Raw genomic sequence first — 21603 nt, 5'->3', positions numbered from 1 at the left:
TTACATACGACCCCTACCCCTATGTTAAAACAACTGTGCACCCTATTGCTATTGTTACTGAACGTATTCGCGTTTGGACAGAACGACTTTACTGTGATGTTCTATAACCTCTTGTTATACCCTTCAGCACCTCCGGCAGATAGAGACATGCATTTAAAGACCGTTTTTGATACCTATCCTCCGGATATCTTGTTGGTCTGTGAAATGCAATCGCCCAGCGGGGCCGACCAATTGTTAAACAATGTTTTAAATGTCGATGATGATTTATACGAAGCGGCAGAATTTGTATTTAACACTTCGAGCACTGCCAATTTACAGCAGTTGGTTTACTACAGAGCAGATAAATTCGATCTTATCGACTTTACGGTGATCCCGACAACGATTCGTGACATCAACGGCTATGAACTCGAACTTAAAACAGCCAACCAAGACACAGATCCCATAAAACTGTTGGTTTATGCCTCCCATTTAAAGGCGAGCACAGGTTCATCCAACGAGATCAAACGCTTTGAGATGATTCAGGCCTTTACAGATACTTTAGACGATCTTGACCCCAATTCATATGTAGTGTTTACAGGAGATCTAAACCTGTATACCGGGGCAGAATTGGCATATCTGGAATTGACCGCAGTATCTAACCCCATTGTCTTTAAAGATCCTTTGAACCGCAGCGGAAACTGGAGCAACAACACCGATTACGAAGACCTCTTTACACAAAGTACCCGAAGCAGTTCAGCGCCTTTTGGAGGCGTTGGTGCCGGAGGCGGAATGGACGATAGGTTTGACCACATTCTAGTTTCTGAGAATTTACTAGAAGATAGCCCGCTGCGTTATGTAGAAGGGAGTTATTTTACCATAGGCAACAACGGCAACTGCTATAATCGCAGTGTAAACAATAGTCTGTGTGATGGTCCTTACAGTTTGGAACTGCGCGACGCTCTTTGGAACATAAGCGACCACCTTCCGGTGAGCATTACTCTAGAGTCCGATGAGCCCTTGTTGGGTCTTACTGATTTTACCGCTACACAAGGCCTGTATTTTCCTTATGGCAATATAGCAGCGACTAGCATAACCATTGCCTTAGAAGCTGAATCCGAAGTTCAAGATTTTCGCATATTCAACACCCTAGGCCAACAACTCGACTTTAAAAGCTTTGACAACAGCACCGAGTTGGAAATCAATACAGCTACTTACCCCAGCGGCGTTTACTACATAATTCCAGATTCGGGGCCTGTTTTAAAATTCATTAAGCGTTAATGGGCAGATTCACGCTTATACTGATAGGACTCTTTTTTGGACTGAGTTACTCCGGATTGGGGCAAACAAATCAGTTGTTAATCACAGCAGAGGCCGATCCTGTTGGACATTATATAGAGGTAACACAAGAGATCGTCTATTACAACTCCAGTACTGATCACCTTGACGAAATTATCCTGTTGGATTGGGCCAATAGTTTCTCTGATAAGACCTCGGCTCTAGGAGAGCGTTTTGCAGAGAATTTTAACAATCGATTCTATTTTGAAAAGGACAAGAACAGAGGTCGGACCCAATTGCAAACCCTAACCGATGAGGCCGATAAGAGTTTGTCATACAGCCGTCCGGAGGTAGATCTGATCCGCGTTGAATTACCGCAAAGCTTAGCTCCGGGAGCTAGTCAAATACTCAAAATGAATTATCGTATCATCTTACCCGATGATCGGTTTACCCGCTTTGGTTATGATGGCAGAAACAATTTAAAACTGCGCTACTGGTACATGGCACCGGCAGTTTACGATGGGCAATGGAAAGCTTACAGCAACAAGAACCTGAATGACTTCTACACGGATCCCTTTCACGTTAAAGTAAATTTTACAGCCCCGACTAACTATAAGGTAATTAGCAACTTAGTGACAGTTACCGAAAGAAACACTACAGAACTTACAACCACAGTACTTACTGGCGATAATCGAACAGAAATTCCGCTTTACGTTACTCGAGATTTTGATTTTGAGTCTGTGATCACCGATGAATTTGAGGTGCTGACCAACCTAGACGACAACAAGATCAGTCCTCCTTTAAAGGCCTTCAATATTGATCGCATCATTCAATTTTTGAAAAAAGAACTAGGGCCATATCCCCTGGAAAAAATGATCATCTCCAGAGAGGATTACAAATTGAGTCCTGTGTATGGATTGAATCAGCTTCCAGATTTTATAAGTCCTTTCCCTGATGGGTTCCAGTACGATATGGAACAACTCAAAACCATCACAGCCAAATATCTCAAGAATACTTTGATGTTAGATCCGCGCAAGGACCATTGGCTCTATGGTGGTATACAGGTGTATCTGATGATGAAATACACCGATCTGTATTATCCGGACATGAAGATCATTGGGAGTTTGAGTAACCTGTGGGTGATCAAGTGGTCTCATGCAAGTGATCTGGAATTCAACGATCAGTACGAATTGCTATACATGAATATGGTACGCAATAATTTGGACCAAGCCCTAACGACTTCGAGGGATTCCTTGGTTAAATTCAATAAGAACATTGCAAGTAGTTATAAGGCCGGAGTGGGCTTTAAGTTTTTGGAGGATTATTTAGACTCAGATGCCTTGGCAGAATCCATCCGCAGCTTTTACCAGCAAAACCTACTTAAGCCGACCACCTCTCAAGCCTTTGCTGATATCGTAGAGGAGCGAGCAGCTCTTCCGGTCTCTTGGTTCTTTGACGAATACGTACAGACCAATGTTCCCATAGATTTTAAGATCAAAAGGGTACGTCGCATGGGCGATTCCTTGCAGGTAACGGTTAAGAATAAGACGGGTGTAAAAGTGCCTGTGCCGCTTTTTGGTTTAGATCGAGATTCTATAGTCTACCAGACTTGGATAGCTCCTTCTGACAGCATCACTCGCGTGACCATCCCGCGCGAAGGCATCAGAAAGTTGGCGGTAAACTACAACCGTGTAGTGCCAGAGATCAATAACAGAAACAATTACAAGAACCTGAAAGGACTATTTAACAAACCGCTGGAGTTTAGACTTTTCTTAGACGTAGAAGACCCTAAATACAATCAGAGTTTTGTAATGCCTGTTTTTGACTTCAACGTTTACGACGGACTTTCTATAGGGCCAAAACTCTACAACAAAACAGTACTGCCAAAGAATTGGAACTACCGTATTCAGCCGCGCTATGGACTTAAGTCCAAGCAAATAGTCGGTAGTGCCTCTGTGGTGTATACGGACTATATTCAGAACAGCTCGCTCTTTGCGATGCGCTATGGGCTGTCTGGAGCCACAAGTTCGTACAACGAAGGCCTGAACTTTAGACGCTACACGCCTTTTATCACCTTCTCCTTTAGAGATTCTGACAATTTGCGCAGTAATATGCGCCAGACCATCAGCCTGAGAAACATCAATATAGACAGAGATGAGGATCCGAATATTCCTTTAGAAACGCCTAATTACAGTGTGTTTAATCTGCAATACACTTATTCGGATAACAACCTGATCGATTTTTATAAAGGAACTTTCAGTTATGAACTTTCTGATCAGTTCAGCAAGATCTCGACTACTTTAGAATACCGCAAACTGTTTTTGAGCAACCGACAGTTGAATCTGCGTTTCTTTGCCGGAGTCTTTCTTTTTAATGACACCCCAAGAGATGACGACTTCTTTAGTTTTGCCTTAGACAGGCCTACGGATTATCTCTTTGATTATGATTACTACGGACGCAGCGACGATGCCGGTATCTTTTCGCAGCAGATCATTATTGCGGAGGGAGGTTTTAAGTCGCAACTACAACCTGCCTTTTCTGACAATTGGATTGCCACGGTCAATGCGAGTACCAACATCTGGAAATGGATCTTTGCCTATGGCGATGCAGGAGTTATTCACAATCGCGATCGCGGGACCCAAGCTGTTTTTGACTCCGGGATCCGCCTTAGTTTGGTGGCCGATTACTTCGAGGTGTTCTTACCACTGTATTCTAGTTTAGGTTGGGAACCGAGTTTAGGCAACTACGATCAACGGATTCGTTTTATAGTGACGCTTAGTCCACAAACCCTGTTTAGGTTGTTCACCCGAGAGTGGTACTAAACCTAAATTTCATTGACAAATATTTAACAGAATAGCTCATATCTGAAGAATTTTTAATTATTCGTAATGATATTAGATTTATAATGTGAATTTGTTAATATTTGACTATCTTCAGCTATTGCCAAATCGAGCTATTTTCGCTAATTTTGTCACTGCGAAAACCGATTCCCTTTATGCAAACACATCCGCAATCAGAAACCGAGATCAGCTTTGAAGATTTTAAGGCCCAGGTACTTAATGACTATCGCATTGCCGTAACCAGTCGCGAATGCAGTTTGTTAGGACGTAGAGAGGTGCTTACCGGAAAGGCCAAATTCGGCATATTTGGAGACGGAAAAGAAGTTCCACAGCTGGCTTGGGCAAAGGCCTTTAAGAACGGCGATTGGCGCAGTGGTTACTACCGTGACCAAACTTTTATGATGGCAATTGGCGCTTTGAGTATCCAACAATTCTTTGCAGGCCTTTATGCACATACCGATCTGGAACATGACCCAATGTCTGCCGGTAGGCAAATGGGCGGTCACTTTGCTACCCACAGTGTAGACGCTAATGGTCAGTGGAAACGACTAACAGATCAAAAGAACAGTAGCTCTGACGTTTCTCCAACGGCCAGTCAAATGCCAAGACTGCTAGGTCTAGCACAGGCTTCAAAGATATTTAGAAATGTACCAGAACTCTCCGGACACACGCAATTCTCCAAAGGTGGCGATGAAGTCGCCTGGGGAACCATAGGTAATGCCTCTACCAGCGAAGGACACTTTTGGGAGACCATCAATGCTGCAGGAGTGCTGCAAGTACCCATGGTTGTAAGTGTGTGGGATGACGAATACGGAATTTCGGTACACGCTAAAGACCAGACCACTAAAGAAAACATATCGGCCGTATTGAGCGGGTTCCAGCGCAATAGCGAAGAAGACGGTTATGAGATCATGACCGTTAAAGGATGGGATTATGCCGAACTGATCAATACCTACCAACAAGCAGCAAAGCTCGCCAAAGAAGAGCATGTACCTGTGCTTATCCACGTACAGGAATTGACTCAACCTCAAGGACACTCCACCAGCGGATCGCACGAACGTTATAAATCTCCAGAGCGCCTTCAATGGGAACAAGAACACGACTGTAATCTGAAAATGCGCGAGTGGATGTTGGCCAACAACATAGCCACAGAAGAAGATCTGGACACCCTAGAAAAGACAATTAAAAAAGAGGTTCGAGACGGCAAAAAGGCTGCCTGGAATGCTTATCTGCAAGGCCAGCTTCAAGAACAAAAAGAGGCGCTTGATCTATTAGCTGCTGTTGAAGCCGCTAGTGCTAATGGCAGTTTTATTAAGCCTATCCGTGAGCAATTAGCAGCCAATACCGAGCCTTTTAGAAGCGACATTTTAAAGGCAACACGTAGTGTTTTGCCGTACTTGGTCGGAGAGCAATCCGAAGCAAAAACAAAACTGCAGCAATGGATCAGCCATTATAAGGCTCGCATCCAGCCCAAATACAGTTCACACCTATACAGCGAACACGAAGGCAAGGCTACTGCCATTAAAGAAGTACTTCCTGTTTATGACAACACTCCGGAAGAAGTGGATGGTCGTGTCGTGCTTAGAGACAACTTTGAACACATTTTTAAGACCAAACCGGAGACCTTGATCTTTGGAGAAGACAGTGGCCAAATTGGCGATGTGAACCAGGGTCTAGAAGGATTGCAGGAGAAATTTGGCGCTTTGCGAGTTGCTGATGCGGGAATCCGCGAGGCTACCATTCTGGGGCAAGGAATCGGGATGGCCATGCGTGGCTTGCGCCCTATAGCGGAGATCCAATATCTGGATTATATCTTGTATTGTATCCAAATTATGAGTGACGATCTGGCAACAGTGCGATACCGCACACACGGAACCCAGAAAGCTCCGCTCATTGTTAGAACACGCGGACACCGCTTGGAAGGGATCTGGCACAGTGGATCTCAAATGGCTGCCTTGATCCATCTCTTACGAGGCATGTACATTTTGGTGCCACGTAACATGACCAAAGCAGCTGGTTTTTATAATACCCTCTTAGAAAGTGACGAACCAGGTCTTATTGTAGAATGCCTGAACGGCTATCGTTTAAAAGAGAAAATGCCAAGCAATTTAGGCGAATTCAGAACTCCGATCGGTGTTGTGGAAACGGTAAAAGAAGGTAATGACATAACCTTGGTCTCTTACGGCTCAACGCTGCGCTTGGTGGAGCAGGCAGCAAAATCACTCTTACAAGTTGGTATTGATGCTGAGGTGATCGACGCGCAATCGCTCTTGCCGTTCGATCTGAACCAAGACGTGGCCAAAAGTGTAGCTAAAACCAATCGCTTACTGGTGGTAGATGAAGATATGCCAGGGGGAACTTCCGCTTATTTATTACAAGAGATCTTAGAAAAGCAAGATGTTTGGCAATACCTAGACAGTAAACCGCAAACTTTGGCAGCTCAAGCCCACAGACCCGCCTATGGATCTGACGGTGATTACTTCTCAAAACCATCCGCAGAAGATATTTTTGAAAAAGTTTACAGCATCATGCATGAGGCGAATCCAGAGGAGTTTCCAAAACTTTAAGGGTTTTTCCTGTGAGGAAATTTGGACCTCAGATTTTGATTTTAAAAAAATTATTCAAACATTTACATCAGTAAATCACAGACAGGTTAAGTTAGACCATATGGCAACTTTCAATTTCAATAATAATAACAATAACAGGATGCCCTAGCAGAAACTTGTCGCTAAGATATTGCCCGTCAGGTTTTTGTACTTGACGGGCTTTTTTTATGAATTAAACTAAACTTTAGAAATCATGTGTGGAATTGTATGCGCCTTCGACCTTAAGCAGCCAGCAGAACAACTGCGGCCTCAACTATTAACCATGGCCAAATGCCTTAGGCATCGCGGCCCAGACTGGAGCGGTATCTACGATCATCCAAAGGCTATCATGGCCCACGAACGTCTGGCAATCGTTGACCCAACCTCTGGAAAACAACCGCTATTTAGCGAAGACAAGAAATTAGTATTAGCTGCAAACGGAGAGATCTATAATCATCAGTATTGGCGCACACAATTCCAAGACAGCTATAATTTTCAGACCAAATCGGACTGTGAAGTGATCTTGGCCTTGTATAAGGAGAAAGGAGCTGATTTCATTGACGATCTGAACGGAATGTTTGGTTTTGCACTGTATGATGTGGAGCAGGATGCTTACCTGATTGCCAGAGATCATATGGGAATTATCCCGCTTTATATGGGCTGGGACAAGGACGGAACATTCTATGTCGCCTCAGAACTTAAAGCCTTAGAAGGGGTTTGTACCAAGATCGAATTGTTCCCTCCCGGACATTATCTCTACAGCAAGGACGGAGAACTCAAAAAGTGGTACACCAGAGATTGGATGGACTACCAAGCAGTGAACGACAACCAAAGTAGCATAACGGAATTGCGCGAAGCATTAGACGCCGCAGTTCACCGCCAACTGATGTCTGATGTTCCTTACGGAGTGCTACTTTCTGGAGGTTTGGATTCTTCTATAACCTCTGCCCTAGCGAAACGCTATGCAGACAAGCGCATAGAATCTGGTGACCAAGAGGCTGCCTGGTGGCCACAATTGCACTCTTTTGCCATTGGCCTAGAAGGATCTCCGGATCTGACTGCCGCGCAGAAAGTGGCAGATCATCTAGATACCGTACATCACGAAATAAAGTTCACCATACAAGAAGGTTTAGATGCTATTCGCGATGTGATCTACCATTTAGAGACCTATGATATCACCACAGTACGTGCATCAACGCCGATGTATTTGATGGCGCGAGCAATCAAAGCTATGGGGATAAAAATGGTGCTCTCTGGAGAAGGTAGTGACGAGATCTTTGGGGGTTATTTGTATTTCCATAAAGCACCTAACGCAGAGGAATTCCACAAAGAGACCGTTAGAAAATTAAGTACCCTACACCAATACGATTGCCTGCGTGCAAACAAATCCTTAGCTGCTTGGGGAATTGAAGGCCGGGTTCCTTTCTTAGACAAAGAGTTTATGGATGTGGCCATGCGCTTAAACCCAGAAGACAAAATGATCAAAGAAGGACGCATTGAAAAATGGATCCTGCGCAAGGCTTTTGAAGACATGCTACCGCAAGAAGTGGCTTGGAGGCAGAAAGAACAGTTCAGCGATGGCGTGGGTTATAACTGGATAGATACATTAAAGGCACAAGTGGAAGAACTGGTGAGCGATGAACAGTTAGAGAATGCTCACTTTAGATTCCCGGTACAACCTCCAACCTCTAAAGAAGAATTCTATTACCGCAGTATTTTTGAAGAGCACTTCCCCAGTGAAACGGCAGCTTGGAGCGTGCCATCTGTACCTTCTGTGGCCTGCAGTTCACCTGTTGCTCTTGAGTGGGATGAAAGCTTTAAAAACCAGAATGACCCTAGTGGCCGTGCCGTAGCCAATGTGCACGAACAGGCTTACTAGCCAGTAACGTGATACCCGCCATCTACATGTCTGATCTCTCCGGTGATGCGGACATCTGGACGGAACAAATGCACAATCTCTTTAGCCAAGTCCTCTGGAGTAGCATTCCCCAGGGGGCTCATTCTATCTGAAGTGGAAACATCCTCAGGCATCAAAGTAGCCGTGCCGGCCTTACTTCCCATGTAGGGAGAGAAACGGACGGCATTGACACGCATGGCGTGGCTACGGCCTAGCTCATCTGCCAATTCAACGGTGATTCTTTCTAGCGCCGCCTTAGCGATACTCATATTTCTGTAGGGATGGAAGGTCACTTTCTCAGCGGCAATATAACTGATAGAACAAATTGAAGCGCCGCGCTGCAAGACATCAGCATGTAAAAGGTAATGTGTCAACCGAATAAGCGAGTAGGCAGAAACGTCTATGGTATCGCAAAATTCATCACGTGTCACCTCTAAAAGTGGTTTTACTTGTTTGTTCCTGATGGTCTTATCCATGGCAATGGCGTGTAACAAACCGTCCAGAGCTATGCCTTTAGCCTTAAGCTCCGCAGCAAAATCGGCCACGTTCTCCTCTAGTGTTACATCGAGCACAGCGGTCATTACATCTTGCCCCAAAGCGCTGTGTACGGAGTCTTGAAAATCTGAGAAATTCTTGTTCAAATAAGCCTTAGCTCGTTCAGAAAGTTCACTATGGTGCTTACTTACACCCAGGGCCGTACATATAACCTTACCTCCGTTCTTAATGATTTCTTTGGCCGTATACATGGCCAAGGACTGCTCGTCTGCAATTCCTGTAATTAAAAAAGTCTTTCCTGCTAACATATTCATTCGGTTTACCATTTATATAAAGCTGTACCCCAAGTCCAGCCAGCACCCACTGCCGCGAAAAGTAAATAATCGCCAGTTGCGGGTGGGTCACTCTTGAGTGTTTCGTCCAATACAATAGGTATGGTACCGCCAGAAGTGTTGGCGTATTTATCCATATTGGTCTTTACCTTTTCAAAAGGCAATCCTATTTTTTGTGCGATAGTCTTGAGGATTCCAATACTAGGCTGATGCGGTAACATATAGCGCAGCTCATTCACCTTTATTTTATTGCGATTGAGCAAGGTCTCTATACTTTGTGGCACAACAGCAGTGGCCGTCTCATAGACTGCCTTGCCATCCATAGTAAAGTAGTGCCCACCACTGGAAAGTGTTTCTTGAGAAGAAGGTTGTTCTGATCCGCCAGCATAAACCGTGAACCCGTCCTTTCCTCGTCCGTCAGTATGTAACAAAAAGTCCACAAAGCCTTTGTCTTCTTCTGTAGCCTCTAGAATAATAGCTCCAGCTCCGTCGCCAAAGAAGACGGAGTCGCGGCGGTTCCAATCGGTGATGTTAGAAAAGGTATCTGCACCGATAACCATAACACGCTTGAACATTCCAGAGTTAATGTATTGCGCACCAGTTGCCATGGCAAAAAGTGCTCCGGAGCATACTGCGGAGATATCGAAGGCCACGGCACCAAAAGCCCCTAATTTTTCTTGTACAAAGCACGCACAAGAAGGCGCGGGCCTGTCTGGAGTTGCTGTTGCTACTACTATTAGATCCAGATCCATTGGAACCAAACCAGCATCTGCTAATGCCCGCTTGGCTGCCTCAGTTGCCAGATCGCTCGTGGTTTCATCGCTTACAACACGACGTTCTTTAATTCCTAAACGTTTGTAGATCCATTCGTCCGAAGAACCTACTGCTTCAAAAAAACTGTTGGGGACCACCTTGGCCGGTGTGTATGATCCAGTACCCTTGATATAAGCTCGCATAAAATCTGAAAAAATTATAAGCTCTAAAAGTGGGCATTTTAGAACATGCGGCAAGGGCAATTGCCAAGAAAATGCAAAGGATTATCAATCTTGCAATAAGACTGTGAGTTTTTAAAAAATATGTTATGAAAAAGAAGAATTAAGCCAATAAATTGAAAATCTTTCAATGCAATATTCGCAACGAAATCGTTTTAGTAGGTAAAGAATTCGCAATTTCGATGTTAATTCTTTAAAGAAAAGCTCAAAACAAGCTTACGGTAACCATTTTTTATCAAAGTTAGGCTTGCGTTTTTCTAAGAAAGCATCACGACCTTCTTTAGCCTCTTCTGTCATATAGGCCAAACGCGTGGCTTCGCCAGCAAATACTTGTTGCCCAACCATACCGTCGTCTGTAAGGTTCATCGCAAATTTGAGCATCTTAATTGAGGTTGGCGATTTGGCCAAGATCTCTTGTGCCCACTCAAAGGCGGTGTCCTCTAATTCATCATGAGGAACAACAGCATTGACCATTCCCATTTGAAAGGCCTCGTCCGCAGAATAATTTCGACCCAAGAAAAAGATCTCCCTTGCTTTTTTCTGCCCGACCATCTTAGCTAAATACGCCGATCCGTAGCCACCGTCAAAGCTGGTCACATCTGCATCAGTTTGTTTAAAAATAGCGTGTTCTTTGCTGGCCAAGGTCATATCACACACCACATGTAGGCTGTGACCACCACCAACAGCCCAACCGGGAACAACGGCAATTACCGCCTTAGGCATAAAGCGGATAAGACGCTGAACCTCTAGTATATTCAAACGATGATAGCCATCTTCTCCTACATATCCCTGATGGCCTCTAGCTTTCTGATCTCCCCCACTACAAAAACTGTAAACACCATCTTTAGGAGAGGGACCTTCTGCACTGAGCAATACCACTCCAATAGATGTGTCTTCTTGCGCATCGTGAAAGGCATCCAGCAGCTCGCTGGTTGTTTTTGGGCGGAACGCATTGCGAACTTCAGGACGGTTAAAGGCAATTCGCGCGACGCCATCACACTTTTTATAGGTGATATCGGTATAGGTTTTAGCTGTGATCCAATTTGCTTTAGACATATTCACTATTTTCGTGTAAAAATAAGGCTTTTTTATGGGAGCTTTTCTAAATCATCCACTGCTATGAACCGTATATTTTTAGCTATTGTTTTTGCCTGTAGTTTCCTTTTTAAAGGACACTCTCAAGAACCTTATAAATTCACTACCGTAATCGACCTGGAGACGACTCCGGTTATTAGCCAAGGCATCACAGGAACTTGTTGGAGTTTCTCTACCTCTTCCTTTCTAGAGTCTGAGATTATGAGAATAAGCGGCATGAACATCGATCTGTCAGAGATGTACAATGTGCGAAACACCTATCCTAAAAAAGCTTGGAATTACGTGATGCGACAAGGCAAAGCGCAATTCAGTGAAGGCGGCTTAGCGCATGACGTGATCAATTCCATGAGAGATCACGGTTTGGTTCCGAATCAAGTCTATACAGGTCTTGAAGCTGGAGCAGACAAACACAATCATGCCGAAATGGTTGCTGTGGTAAAGGCCATGTTAGATACCTATATTGAAAACCCAGGGCGCGAACTAAGCCCAAATTGGCAGTTGGCTGTTAGCAAGGTCTTGGATGTATATCTCGGTGAGATCCCTCAACAGTTCAACTACGAAGGGAAGAGTTACAATCCGCAGTCATTTTTAGCAATGACAGGCTTAATTCCCGAAGATTATGTGAGTATTACATCTTTTACCCACCTACCTTATTACAAACAAGGCATTCTGAACATACCAGATAATTTCTCCAACGGAAGTTTTTACAATCTACCCTTGGATGAATTTATGGAAGTAATTGACCAAGCCCTTGCAAAGGGCTATACCATCTCTTTAGATTGCGATGTGAGTGAACGTGGATTTTCTTCAAAAAATGGAGTTGCGATTGTACCAGAAGACAGCAGTCTTACACCGAAGGCCTGGACCGCTATTTACCCGGAACTCGAGATAGATCAAGACCTACGACAGGCACGATTTGAAAGCTACAGTACCACAGACGATCACCTGATGCATATAACGGGTCTGGTCAAAGATCAACAAGGGAATCGCTATTACAAGGTTAAGAACAGTTGGGGAACCGCAGAAGACCGAACCGCCTTTGGAGGTTATGTTTACTTCTCGGAATCTTATATGCGACTAAAATCCATTAGTGTTATGATTCACCGTGATGCCTTACCGAAAAGCATTGCTAAAAAGCTGATGCTCTAACACTTATGTAGTTCAGCGTTAATTTTTACCGTTTATCTAAAACCTTGATTCTGAGACTTAATTTATTATGCAAGCATAGTAAATGAGCGTAATTTTGCCCAAAATTCCTAAGGATGCGGGTTGAAAGATCAGTTATATACAAATTTTGTAAATGTGAGGTCAATTTAAATTGTACCGATCTATACTTCTTTGACGAATTCGTCATATCTCAAATGCACGAAGGCTCTTTGTGCAATAGAGAGGCTGCGGATGAGATAGTCTTTGCAATTTCTCAGTTCTACACTGAAAATCAGCGTTTCCATTATATTTCCAATAGAATTCACGACTACAGCATTAGCCCTATTGACCTCAAATGGTTCTTGGAGCTTTTACCTACCATGAGGTCTTACCATGTTGTGTTTTATGATAGTCCGAGCAAAAGCCATTTAGAACTAGAGTCGCTTTTCGCCCCTATTCCAATTGTTGCTCATAAGCAATTGCTTCATGCGCTGGATGCGCTTTTGCTACAGGACCAAGCCCTAGTCAAATACAGGCCTTAACATAGTGCTAAGTAATTTTTGGTTCGATTTTTGCTATTTTAGCTAGCGTAAAATGCTATTGAAAAGAACCTATATTATCTTTCTACTAAGCCTTTTGAGCATGCAACTGCAGGCTCAAGAAAAGGACAGCTTTACCATAGATTTTGGTGCTTTGGTCTTGGCAGATCAACCAGATATATTTTCAGAAGAATACAATTTTGTCTATACTGGCTCTTATCCGTTAACCCCCTTGAATTTTGACACTAGTGTGGGTTCATTTTGGGAACCTGTGGATATGTCTGCGGCCATAGACAAGTCGAACCAACAGCAAAAGCGAGCCATGGAGCTGCGCCCAATTCGGGTAAAATCATACGGGTTCACAGTGCAAAGTCCTTATGCAGACGACGGACAATCTAAGGTTAGAAATATTGCTTATAAGGACATGCGCGGTTTACAGTTCTTGAGTCCTTGTCCTCCAGTGGGTATTTGTTGGCGATGTGCGCCTTACCGTTCTAGTCGAATTTTTAGATAAGACTTATTCCGTCTTCTTCTATCTTAACTTTTCGAGCCTTGTACAAGGTACCAAGAGCCTTTTTAAAACTCTTTTTACTCATACCGAGCAATTCCTTGATCTGCTCCGGATCACTCTTGTCCGTTAAAGCGAGAAAGCCTCCGGCCATTTCAAGTTCTTCTAAGAGATAATCTGCATTTGGAGCAATACTACGAAAACCTTCTGGCTGTAAGAGCAGGTCTATCTTATTGTCTGGACGTATCTTTTTTACATAAGCCGGTAACCTATCGCCGCTTCTAATATCCTCAAAGATATTCTCGATATAGATAAGACCATCGTGCTTGCCATTTACAATCGCATTGGCTCCGCGCTCGGTGATGTGGGTAATTAAAATATCCACCTTATCGTATTTATTAAGCTCGACATTATCGTTAGACAAATACTTCTTAGTCTTAGAGGAGCCCACCAAGCGCTCTGTCTTCGGGTCGATGTAGATATAGACCGTATACCAGCTCCCTGGAGTCATCTTTCTGGCTTGTTCTTTAAAAGGCACAAAGAGATCCTTTTCTATACCCCACTCCATAAAAGCTCCGTGATTGGTTTGCTGACTGCATCGCAGGTAAGCGAATTCTCCAACCTCAGCCTTGGGCTTAAGCGTAGTCGCTATCAATCGAGCCTCATTATCACGATACACAAAGACTTCGATTGCATCGCCTTCCTTGTAGGTCTCTGGCTTGTATTTGTGGGGCAAGAGAACTTCGTTGCCCTCTTGGTCTGCCAAATAGAGACCAGGGTCCGTTTCTCGTATGATTTCCAGGGTGTTGTATCTGCCTAATTCCATAGGCGGCAAAGGTACAATTTAGACCAATGCCAAAAACAATGAAACTTAATTTGTACCGATGCTTAGCTTTATTTATTTTTAGACCACAATATGAATCTCACCCCTCCCCAACATTTCGAGGATGGACGTTCTCCTAATCACGTCCAGTACTCCGCTATAGGCAACGTCTATTTTTATGACGGCGTCGTAATCACTGAGTTTAACGAAGGCGTTAACGTGTCTTATGTTACAGGCATACAATTGCTAATGGAATGCATGAAGCACATTGGAACCAATCCATTTACACTGATCTCTAATCGCGTAAATTCTTACTCTGTTCAGCCTAACGACTACAAATACTTAGAACGCGTACCAAATCTTAAAGGAATCGCCATAGTGACCACAGATGCGGTAAGTGCGGCCAATGCTATGTTAGAGTCTAAATTCTACTCCAAGGCATTTGCCGTTTTTGATAGTGTAAAAACTGCTTGTGAGTGGGGTCAACGGATTTTGGAAGGCGATTTGACCGACTTAAAATAATCCAACAATAGTTCATCATTTAAGGTTCTTGGGGTAGTTACCTCCAGGAGTGCAGGTTTATCATCTCGAGAAAACTCGCCCGCTAATTGTCTTTCTAAACTTTCCTGATCGTTCGCAGCATAATACTCCCAACCATAAAGTGCACACAATTTTTCTGCGCTCAAACCGTGAACAGTCTCAAAATAGGTACTAAAATCTGGATGATGCTTATCACCCGGCAAGATCCTAAAGATCCCACCCCCTTGATTGTTCACCAAAACAACTTTAAAATTGTTTGGAGTATAGGCGTTCCACAGGGCGTTGCTGTCGTAGAAAAAGCTCAGATCTCCGCTTATAAAAGTCACCGCCTTATCTGCCACAACTGCCGCTCCAATTGCCGTGCTGGTAGATCCGTCTATACCGCTAGTTCCACGATTGCAATAAACGGCAACAGCTGATGGTAGCTCAAAAAGTTGCGCATATCTAATGGCTGCACTATTGGCAATATGCAGTATACACGACTCAGGCAATGCTTTAAAAACAGCATCGTAGACGGTTAGATCGGAAAAGGCTATTCGCTCTAAATAGCTCCTATGCCCTGCTCTACGGGCATCTCGCTCCCTCAGCCAATGCGTTTGATAGTTGGCCTTTTTTACTTCGGATTTAGGCAAGGCCTTTAAAAAATCATTCACTGAATGAGCTATATGCTCGCTAAGCACAAAGAAAGTGTCATAGGCGCGCAAAGGATCCACATGCCAATGAGTTTTTGGAGCATACTGTCGCAAAAATGCTTTGATCTTCTTAGAAACCACCATACCACCAAAACTTATCAGCAGATCGGGCTGTAAACTTTCAAACTCTTCTGGTGTCATGGCCGCGATAAGCTGATCTATTCCCGTGATCAGTTTAGGATGATGCAAATTAGAGGTGGTCTCCGTAAGCATCAATACCCTTGGATCTTCCAAGAAAGTATCCAACAAACCTGATTCTATAACATCGGGATCCATAACACCACTGAGCACCATAATGCGCTCCGCAGTATTAAAAACTTCCAATTGCGCTGCGCTTAAGGCCAGCTCAGCAGGCTTTGTTGTGGTATTCGGTTTGGTATATTGTATTTGAGCCTGGGAGCTCAAGTTATACAAAGGCTCTTCGAAAGGCAGATTCAAATGCACCGGCAAGCGCTGAGACCAAGCCGTATTCAAGGCCTGATCAAAAAAATCAAAATTCGGTGAGTCGGCTCCGCAGTCAGCGATACAATTTGCTGCATATCCAACATGTTGCCCAAATACACCGGCTTGCTTTATGGTCTGTCCATCGCCAATATCTATCTTATGCGGTGGTCTATCTGCAGAAAGTACCACCAAGGGAATCTGACTGTAATAGGCCTCTGCTACAGCAGGAAAATAATTGAGTACTGCAGAACCCGAAGTACAAACTATAGCCACAGGAGTTCCAGTTTGCTGAGCCATTCCCAAGGCAAAAAAGGCCGCAACTCGCTCATCGACTATAGAATAGCAGTCAAAAAAGGAATCTCGTGTAAACCCGAGTGTTAAAGGTGCATTTCTGGAACCAGGAGAGATGACTATTCTCGAAATACCATGCCCTTTACAAGCTGCAACAGTCAACTGTGCTAGTGGAATCTCAGGGTATATTTCGGTTTCAGGTTTTTGGCTCATCTCATTGGGAGGCAACCGGCAAACGCAAAATCTGTTTCATGGTCTCGGCCTTGTTCACAGTTTCTACCCATTCATCAAAGATATTGGAGTCTTCTGTGATACCTCCTCCCACAAAAATTTCGGCCGCCTGGTCCGTAATTTTCATACACCGCAAATTTACGTATAGTTGGGTATTTAAACCAGAAGTAACCCGACCTAAATAACCGGTATAATATTCCCGGTCGTAATCTTCGTATTTATTTATAAAATTCTTGGCCTTGTTACGAGGCAAGCCACAAACAGCAGGCGTAGGATGCAAAGCATCCAAAACCCGATGCAGCATTTCTTTTTTGTTCTTTAGGGTTCCGGATATGTCGTTGCAGATATGCCAGAGCAAGCCAGCTTGTTTGTTATAGGTCTTAGACACTACAATAACTTTGGCGAGCGATTCTAGACTTTCAGTTATGGCCTGCGTTACAAGGCTCTGTTCGTTGATCTCTTTTGGTGTCCACTGCGGATGGGTGTCTGGAAAGACCTTCTGGGTACCGGCCAAGGCCATAGTCTTAAATGTGGTTCCGTCTACCTTGATAAAGGTTTCTGGTGTGGCGCCAATCCAAAAGCCCACTTTCGGGTGATAAAAGGCATATACAAAAGCATCTTTATAATGCTTGAGTGTTCCTAGAAATAGAGCGATCGGATCAAAAGTCCCAGAGACAATCTCCTTCCTACTACAAACAACCTTAAGCATATTGCCCTTCTCAATGGTTGCGATAGCTTCCCCTATCATACTTTCGTAGTTAGTAGTAACGACAGGAACTTCTTGCGTATCGGTAGCCGTTGCTAGCGTTTCAAAATAATCTTCTGAGAGGTTTGTTTCTAATTGCACCGAATGCTCATCTGGAATCAACAGTGCTCGATTCTTGGAGTTAAATGGAATAAAGATAAAACCTGTTCGGCTGAGATTCTTCACCAAGTGTTGCGTAGGCGTTTGCTGGAGCAGCGCGTGCACCTGGAGACTATTGGGTTGGTTATATATTACAAAAGGAAGGTTGTTTTTAAAATGCGATTCAACTTGGGGAGTAAAATCTGAAAAATCCATGGTTAGTCCTGGTATAGGGTTAGCGTTGTTAGTTTTACAAGTGAGATTAAATTATTTAAATGGTCTGTAATTCGAATCTGCCACAATTGTGTGGTTCTTCCCTTATGCATGATCTCTGCCTTGGCAAAGACCTCCCCTTCTCGAATCGATTTGACGTGATTGGCAGCTATCTCGATTCCGCGCACCTGGACATTCTCCGCAGCCAAGAAAATAAAGGCAGCAGCGCTACCTACACTTTCTGCTAAAGCTACTGTGGCGCCACCATGCAAGACACCATCTGGCTGATGTACTCTCGGATTCACTGGCATTTTGGCGGTTATAGAATGCTCGTCATAGTCCACGAACTCAATATCCAAAGTCTCCATAAGCGTGTTCTTGCACATTTGATTGCAACGCGCTAAAAGTTCTTCTTTGGTATACTGCATACGAATCGTTTTCTTTGTAAAGATATAAAATAGGACGCAGATGAACACCGCAACCAAGCGCGTTATTTACCAAAATTCCAACAGTTACGAAACCCTTAATAACAAGAGCGAAAACACCTTAAATCACTGGTTTGCCTTTCATGGCATGGGCTATTTGAGCCGCTATTTTTTAAAGTATTTCAAAACAATGGACCAGCAGTCCAATTATATCGTAGCCCCTCAGGCTCCTAGTAAATACTATCAAGGCCCAGACTTTAAACATGTAGGTGCCAGTTGGCTTACCAGAGAAGACACAGCGGCAGAGACACAAAATGTTTTGCAGTATATCGACGCAGTATTTGAGGCAGAGGCATTGGACCCTGCTCGATTGATCCTGATGGGTTACTCCCAAGGTGTCTCTATTGTTTGCCGTTGGATGGCTAGCAGAAAGATACAGCCCAAAATGTTGGTGCTCCATTCTGGGGGAATCCCTATTGAGTTAAAAGCAGTGGATTTTGTCTATCTGGATCCCAGTACACCGGTATACTATATCTATGGCGACAAAGACCAATATATCACTCCGGAAAAACTTTTAGATCAGAAACAAAGAGGAGAAAGTCTCTTTGACAACCGCTTGCGCATTCGTACCTTTGAAGGAACCCACGAGGTGCATACCGGAATACTGAACGATTTAGCCAATAAGAGCTAGAGACTAGACGGATTTCCATGCAGCTCTGGACAAAACCATTTGCCCTATGAGACTGTTTTTTATTTTCCTTTTCAGCTGTTTTTTATTGGCCGCTTGTACAGAAGAGCAAGCAAGTATTACCAACGACAATACACCTGCGCCATCCGCAGCATTTAAATATACTCCCTCTCAGGAATACAAGGAATATTGGTTTAACGGCACAGCAGAAATATCGAGCTACGCACTCTCGCAGGCGCGATATGGGGAACTCAGAGAAGGCCAAGCGGCCATGATATTCGTGACAGAGCCATTCTCTAAAAGCAGTTTTACCAAAGCCGATAACCCATCCGCAGCAGATCCCACCGTGCTCAAACTAAATTTCACCAAGAACTTCAATACAGGGATCTATCCTTATTCGATGATAAATAGCAGCTTTTTTCCTTTTGAAGACGGACAACACGCCTTAAAGATCGCTACATCGGTGCAGGAATGGTGCGGTCATGTCTATATGGAACTTCGCAATAACGACAGCTTTGAGGTAAATGTAAACTCTTACTTTGAAGGCGAAAGTGTTTCAGGGCTTGAATTACCCAAGACACTCTTGGAAGATGATATCTGGGCCAAGATCCGTTTACAGCCAGACAATCTGCCTACAGGAGAGCTTGATATCATCCCCAGTTTTTTCTATTTGCGTTTAAAGCATGTAAAAGCTGGAGCCTATAAGGCAAATGCCACGGTGACCACTACCGACAGCTTAAGCACCTATACCCTTAATTATCCGGAACTCAAGAGAAGTTTAACCATCAACTATCAAACTACCTTTCCACATCGCATAATGAACTGGGAAGAGACACATCCGAAAGGATTTGGCAGCAACGAATTAATTACTACCAGCGCTAGGCTTATCAAAAGCATACGCTCTGACTACTGGCGCCGCAATAGCAACAATGATAGTGGCCTTAGAGATACCTTAGGACTTAAGTAAGTACATCAAGAATTAATATCTATTGAACCGGACTCCAACATTGGAAAAATAAAATCATTAAAATGCAATCAAGCAGAATACAACTCACGCCAGACCTCAGCTTCTCTACCTTTGTTCACGGCTATTGGAGACTTACCGACTGGGACTATGGTAACGAGCAGATCATATCCCTGATCCAAGAAGGATTAGACCTTGGCGTTACCACCATTGACCACGCGGACATTTACGGAGATTACGAGTGTGAGGCGATTTTTGGAAAGGCCTTGGAAGGGCGTTCTAGCCTGCGTGAGCAGATAGAATTGGTGAGCAAATGCGGCATCAAACTCCTTTCTGAAAAATACCCCGATCGCGAAGTAAAATATTACGACCTAAGCTATGACCATATTGTGCGTAGTGCAGAACAGTCCTTAAAGAATCTACAAACAGACTATTTGGATGTATTGCTCTTGCATAGGCCATCTCCACTCTATGACCCTAGTGAAGTAGCAAGGGCCTTTAGCTCGCTGCACCAGAGTGGGAAGGTTCGTTATTTTGGAGTCTCGAATTTTACGCCGCAGCAAACCGCTACCCTGCAGTCCTATCTGGAACAGCCCTTAGTGACCAATCAAATAGAGATCTCTGTTAACTGTTTGGAACATTTTGACAATGGCAATATTGACTACCAATTAGAAAAGCGTATGCATCCTATGGCGTGGTCGCCCTTGGCAGGAGGAAAACTCTTCTCTGCAGCAAACAAAGATCGTATGCCGTTGCTAGAAGTGATCCACGCTTTAGCCAATCAAAGAGAGACAGACATCGCGACTATTATGTATGCTTGGTTGCTAAAGCATCCAGTGGGGATAATGCCTATAGTTGGGAGCGGAAAAATAGCCCGAATTAAAGATGCTGTTCACGCACAATCGATCCAATTAACAGACCAAGAGTGGTTTAAGATCTACCAAGCAACCTTAGGCCACGAGGTACCATAAAATGGATTATAAAGACATAAATAAGATCAGTTGGAATAAACGCACCGCTGTTCATATAACATCGGATTTTTACGACCTGCCTGCATTTCTCAAGGGCAAGAACTCCTTGAATTCCATTGAGCTGGACTTGTTGGGCGAGCTAAATGGCAAATCAATATTGCATTTGCAGTGTCATTTTGGACAAGACAGTCTTTCCTTAGCCCGTATGGGCGCTAAGGTTACGGGAGTGGATCTTTCTGATGCCGCTATAGCCAAAGCCGAGGAGCTTAATACAAAACTCCAATTGGACGCTGAATTTATCTGCTGCGATGTATATGAGCTGCCAAAACATTTAGATCGAGCATTCGATATGGTCTTTACCAGTTACGGCACCATAGGTTGGCTACCAGATATGGACAAATGGGCGGCGGTGGTCGGACAATTCTTAAAACCTGGAGGCTCTTTTGTTATGGCGGAGTTTCATCCGGTCGTTTGGATGTACGATGATGATTTTACTGGGGTAAAGTACAACTATTTCAATGACGGCCCAATAACAGAATTCGCTACCGGAACCTATACCGACGGCGCCGACGACTTTGCAGCAGATTATGTGACCTGGAACCACCCCATAAGCGATGTTTTGACAGCACTTTTGAACCAAAATTTAACGCTGGAATGTTTTCAAGAGTTCGACTATTCGCCTTATGACTGTTTTGCCCACACCAAAGAAATTGCTCCAGGAAAGTTTCAATTGAAACCTTTTGAGAATAAAATTCCGCTTGTGTACGCCCTTAAGTGCATTAAAAAATAAGTTG

Annotated in this window: 19 protein-coding genes; 12 read left to right on the top strand and 7 right to left on the bottom strand. The window is 43.8% G+C overall.

All coding sequences use genetic code 11. The annotated features are described in order from the left end of the window. Positions 1 to 21: 21 nt before the first annotated feature. The 4 genes from AC0J2F_RS12670 (at position 22) to asnB (ending at position 8558) form a co-directional block, all read left to right on the top strand. Positions 22 to 1257, top strand: coding sequence for a hypothetical protein (locus tag AC0J2F_RS12670; protein ID WP_473007958.1), 1236 nt, complete (start codon positions 22 to 24; stop codon positions 1255 to 1257). Further along, the gene (locus AC0J2F_RS12665; protein WP_473007957.1) at positions 1257 to 4076 is read left to right on the top strand and encodes a gluzincin family metallopeptidase; all 2820 of its coding nucleotides are present in this window, start codon (positions 1257 to 1259) and stop codon (positions 4074 to 4076) included. The genes AC0J2F_RS12670 and AC0J2F_RS12665 overlap by 1 nt, the downstream gene beginning before the upstream one ends. 173 nt (positions 4077 to 4249) lie before the next feature. Next, positions 4250 to 6661, top strand: a complete 2412-nt coding sequence (locus AC0J2F_RS12660) for an alpha-ketoacid dehydrogenase subunit alpha/beta (RefSeq protein WP_473007956.1) — start codon at positions 4250 to 4252, stop codon at positions 6659 to 6661. Positions 6662 to 6893: 232 nt separating this feature from the next. Continuing rightward, positions 6894 to 8558 (top strand): asparagine synthase B, encoded by a 1665-nt coding sequence (gene asnB / locus AC0J2F_RS12655; RefSeq protein ID WP_473007955.1) that lies wholly within the window; start codon positions 6894 to 6896, stop codon positions 8556 to 8558. Here the strand turns inward: asnB and AC0J2F_RS12650 are convergent. The 3 genes from AC0J2F_RS12650 to AC0J2F_RS12640 form a co-directional block, all read right to left on the bottom strand. Further along, positions 8555 to 9379, bottom strand: a complete 825-nt coding sequence (locus AC0J2F_RS12650) for an SDR family oxidoreductase (protein ID WP_473007954.1) — start codon at positions 9377 to 9379, stop codon at positions 8555 to 8557. The two genes, asnB and AC0J2F_RS12650, sit on opposite strands and share 4 nt — an antisense overlap. 11 nt (positions 9380 to 9390) lie before the next feature. After that, complete coding sequence (locus tag AC0J2F_RS12645) at positions 9391 to 10359, bottom strand: 3-oxoacyl-ACP synthase III family protein (RefSeq protein ID WP_473007953.1); 969 nt, start codon at positions 10357 to 10359, stop codon at positions 9391 to 9393. 252 nt (positions 10360 to 10611) lie between these two features. Beyond that, positions 10612 to 11451, bottom strand: coding sequence for a 1,4-dihydroxy-2-naphthoyl-CoA synthase (locus AC0J2F_RS12640; RefSeq protein ID WP_087522779.1), 840 nt, complete (start codon positions 11449 to 11451; stop codon positions 10612 to 10614). A 63-nt stretch (positions 11452 to 11514) separates the two neighbouring features. On the opposite strand from AC0J2F_RS12640, the gene AC0J2F_RS12635 reads away from it, so the two are divergent. From AC0J2F_RS12635 to AC0J2F_RS12625, 3 genes are all read left to right on the top strand, one after another. Beyond that, positions 11515 to 12639: a C1 family peptidase gene (locus tag AC0J2F_RS12635; protein ID WP_473007952.1), complete on the top strand. Its 1125-nt coding sequence runs from the start codon at positions 11515 to 11517 to the stop codon at positions 12637 to 12639. Positions 12640 to 12752: 113 nt separating this feature from the next. Further along, positions 12753 to 13178 (top strand): hypothetical protein, encoded by a 426-nt coding sequence (locus AC0J2F_RS12630; protein ID WP_473007951.1) that lies wholly within the window; start codon positions 12753 to 12755, stop codon positions 13176 to 13178. Between the two features lie 100 nt (positions 13179 to 13278). After that, positions 13279 to 13689 (top strand): hypothetical protein, encoded by a 411-nt coding sequence (locus AC0J2F_RS12625; protein WP_157663386.1) that lies wholly within the window; start codon positions 13279 to 13281, stop codon positions 13687 to 13689. Here AC0J2F_RS12625 and AC0J2F_RS12620 read toward each other — a convergent pair. After that, positions 13682 to 14509 (bottom strand): CvfB family protein, encoded by an 828-nt coding sequence (locus AC0J2F_RS12620; protein ID WP_473007950.1) that lies wholly within the window; start codon positions 14507 to 14509, stop codon positions 13682 to 13684. The genes AC0J2F_RS12625 and AC0J2F_RS12620 overlap by 8 nt on opposite strands. 90 nt (positions 14510 to 14599) lie before the next feature. Here AC0J2F_RS12620 and AC0J2F_RS12615 point away from each other — a divergent pair, with 90 nt between their 5' ends. After that, positions 14600 to 15028 carry a hypothetical protein gene (locus AC0J2F_RS12615; RefSeq protein ID WP_473007949.1) on the top strand — a complete coding sequence of 143 codons (429 nt, stop codon included), beginning with the start codon at positions 14600 to 14602 and terminating at the stop codon, positions 15026 to 15028. On the opposite strand, the gene menD is transcribed toward AC0J2F_RS12615, so the two are convergent. The 3 genes from menD to AC0J2F_RS12600 all read right to left on the bottom strand — a co-directional run bounded on the left by menD (position 14989) and on the right by AC0J2F_RS12600 (position 18189). Then, on the bottom strand, positions 14989 to 16686 hold the full coding sequence (gene menD, locus AC0J2F_RS12610) for a 2-succinyl-5-enolpyruvyl-6-hydroxy-3-cyclohexene-1-carboxylic-acid synthase (RefSeq protein ID WP_473007948.1): 1698 nt from the start codon (positions 16684 to 16686) through the stop codon (positions 14989 to 14991). The two genes, AC0J2F_RS12615 and menD, sit on opposite strands and share 40 nt — an antisense overlap. 1 nt (position 16687) lies before the next feature. Beyond that, complete coding sequence (locus tag AC0J2F_RS12605; protein WP_473007946.1) at positions 16688 to 17674, bottom strand: chorismate-binding protein; 987 nt, start codon at positions 17672 to 17674, stop codon at positions 16688 to 16690. A gap of 92 nt (positions 17675 to 17766) precedes the next feature. Continuing rightward, positions 17767 to 18189, bottom strand: a complete 423-nt coding sequence (locus AC0J2F_RS12600) for a PaaI family thioesterase (RefSeq protein WP_087522787.1) — start codon at positions 18187 to 18189, stop codon at positions 17767 to 17769. A gap of 40 nt (positions 18190 to 18229) precedes the next feature. On the opposite strand from AC0J2F_RS12600, the gene AC0J2F_RS12595 reads away from it, so the two are divergent. The 4 genes from AC0J2F_RS12595 to AC0J2F_RS12580 all read left to right on the top strand — a co-directional run bounded on the left by AC0J2F_RS12595 (position 18230) and on the right by AC0J2F_RS12580 (position 21599). Next, positions 18230 to 18877 (top strand): alpha/beta hydrolase, encoded by a 648-nt coding sequence (locus AC0J2F_RS12595; protein WP_473007945.1) that lies wholly within the window; start codon positions 18230 to 18232, stop codon positions 18875 to 18877. A gap of 46 nt (positions 18878 to 18923) precedes the next feature. Next, entirely contained in the window at positions 18924 to 19841 is a 918-nt protein-coding gene (locus AC0J2F_RS12590; RefSeq protein ID WP_473007944.1) for a septum formation inhibitor Maf, read from the top strand. Between the two features lie 62 nt (positions 19842 to 19903). Further along, on the top strand, positions 19904 to 20809 hold the full coding sequence (locus tag AC0J2F_RS12585; RefSeq protein WP_473007943.1) for an aldo/keto reductase: 906 nt from the start codon (positions 19904 to 19906) through the stop codon (positions 20807 to 20809). Position 20810: 1 nt separating this feature from the next. Further along, positions 20811 to 21599, top strand: coding sequence for a class I SAM-dependent methyltransferase (locus tag AC0J2F_RS12580; RefSeq protein ID WP_374959619.1), 789 nt, complete (start codon positions 20811 to 20813; stop codon positions 21597 to 21599). The last annotated feature ends 4 nt before the right edge of the window (positions 21600 to 21603 follow it).

The sequence above is a fragment of the Gilvibacter sp. CC01 genome (assembly GCF_055755295.1).
Note: the sequence above shows the minus strand (reverse complement) of the source record. Positions and strands in the feature narration are given on the sequence as shown.

Coding starts and splice junctions, on each gene's coding strand:
- AC0J2F_RS12670 (WP_473007958.1), top strand. CDS start 22: ATGTTAAAACAACTGTGCACCCTATTGCTATTGTTACTGAACGTATTC.
- AC0J2F_RS12665 (WP_473007957.1), top strand. CDS start 1,257: ATGGGCAGATTCACGCTTATACTGATAGGACTCTTTTTTGGACTGAGT.
- AC0J2F_RS12660 (WP_473007956.1), top strand. CDS start 4,250: ATGCAAACACATCCGCAATCAGAAACCGAGATCAGCTTTGAAGATTTT.
- asnB (WP_473007955.1), top strand. CDS start 6,894: ATGTGTGGAATTGTATGCGCCTTCGACCTTAAGCAGCCAGCAGAACAA.
- AC0J2F_RS12650 (WP_473007954.1), bottom strand. CDS start 9,379: ATGTTAGCAGGAAAGACTTTTTTAATTACAGGAATTGCAGACGAGCAG.
- AC0J2F_RS12645 (WP_473007953.1), bottom strand. CDS start 10,359: ATGCGAGCTTATATCAAGGGTACTGGATCATACACACCGGCCAAGGTG.
- AC0J2F_RS12640 (WP_087522779.1), bottom strand. CDS start 11,451: ATGTCTAAAGCAAATTGGATCACAGCTAAAACCTATACCGATATCACC.
- AC0J2F_RS12635 (WP_473007952.1), top strand. CDS start 11,515: ATGAACCGTATATTTTTAGCTATTGTTTTTGCCTGTAGTTTCCTTTTT.
- AC0J2F_RS12630 (WP_473007951.1), top strand. CDS start 12,753: ATGCGGGTTGAAAGATCAGTTATATACAAATTTTGTAAATGTGAGGTC.
- AC0J2F_RS12625 (WP_157663386.1), top strand. CDS start 13,279: ATGCAACTGCAGGCTCAAGAAAAGGACAGCTTTACCATAGATTTTGGT.
- AC0J2F_RS12620 (WP_473007950.1), bottom strand. CDS start 14,509: ATGGAATTAGGCAGATACAACACCCTGGAAATCATACGAGAAACGGAC.
- AC0J2F_RS12615 (WP_473007949.1), top strand. CDS start 14,600: ATGAATCTCACCCCTCCCCAACATTTCGAGGATGGACGTTCTCCTAAT.
- menD (WP_473007948.1), bottom strand. CDS start 16,686: ATGAGCCAAAAACCTGAAACCGAAATATACCCTGAGATTCCACTAGCA.
- AC0J2F_RS12600 (WP_087522787.1), bottom strand. CDS start 18,189: ATGCAGTATACCAAAGAAGAACTTTTAGCGCGTTGCAATCAAATGTGC.
- AC0J2F_RS12595 (WP_473007945.1), top strand. CDS start 18,230: ATGAACACCGCAACCAAGCGCGTTATTTACCAAAATTCCAACAGTTAC.
- AC0J2F_RS12590 (WP_473007944.1), top strand. CDS start 18,924: ATGAGACTGTTTTTTATTTTCCTTTTCAGCTGTTTTTTATTGGCCGCT.
- AC0J2F_RS12585 (WP_473007943.1), top strand. CDS start 19,904: ATGCAATCAAGCAGAATACAACTCACGCCAGACCTCAGCTTCTCTACC.
- AC0J2F_RS12580 (WP_374959619.1), top strand. CDS start 20,811: ATGGATTATAAAGACATAAATAAGATCAGTTGGAATAAACGCACCGCT.